Consider the following 948-nt stretch of genomic DNA (forward strand, 5'->3'; position numbering starts at 1 on the left):
ACCCGCGGCGGCAAGGAGTCGCCGCCGTCAGAGCCACTTACCCTGGCTGTGCAAGCCCTCGCCCAAGACGATCTGCTGGACGCCAAGCCGAAGATCCTGCAAGCGGCCAACAATGGCGAAGGACCCGAGCTGGACCTGAGTACCATCAGCGCCGATGCCACCTGCTGGCTCGGCACCTGGCCGCTTATTGCACCGGACCAAGATGTCTGGCTGCGGCTGAAAGGAACGAAGGCCGACGGGACTACCGGGTACAACTGGAGTATCTGGGCACCACCGCCAAAAGGCCCAAGGGTCAATCCAACGTGGATCAACCGAGGGGAGTACAACGTAGCAGCGCCTTACGCCTACCTGAAGGAGTTGCAGGACGGAAGTGTATTAACGATGGAATTCAAGGTGGATTTCAGCCAGACGATTGTTGAGGCCAATGCGCAGATCTTTCCGCTGCGTACTTATACCGTCAAGGCGGTGGAGTGGCTTACACCGACCCTCACCGATATCATTGATTCCAAGGGCACGGTGGTCGGCGGCAGCACGGTCGAGACCAGCGTCACCGTCACCGGTACCGGGAGCAATGGGCAGCAGATCCAGTTGATGGACGGCACCACCAATATCGGTACGCCTGTCAGCATTCCCACCGGAAGCACCACTTGGACCACCACCCTCACGGGCCTGACCGCCAAGGCCTACAGCCTCAAGGCCAAGGCGCTCTATGGCACCGGCCAGGAGTCGGCGGCCAAGGCCTTCAACGTCACCGCCGTCGTCGCCCCGACCCTCACCGATATCCGCGACTCCAAGGGCTCCGTCGTCGACAAGTTCACCGTCGAAACCAGCGTCACCGTCACCGGTACCGGCAGCAGTGGGCAGCAGATCCAGTTGATGGACGGCACCACCAATATCGGTACGCCTGTCAGCATTCCCACCGGAAGCACCACTTGGACCACCACCCTC

General features: G+C 61.3%; 1 pseudogene. It reads left to right on the forward strand.

Annotated elements, in window-relative coordinates:
- Positions 1-948, forward strand: a pseudogene (locus tag HU806_RS26170) (hypothetical protein); the annotation flags it as partial.

This window comes from Pseudomonas sp. SWRI154, assembly GCF_014268645.1.
In the GTDB taxonomy this organism is placed as follows: domain Bacteria; phylum Pseudomonadota; class Gammaproteobacteria; order Pseudomonadales; family Pseudomonadaceae; genus Aquipseudomonas; species Aquipseudomonas marvdashtae.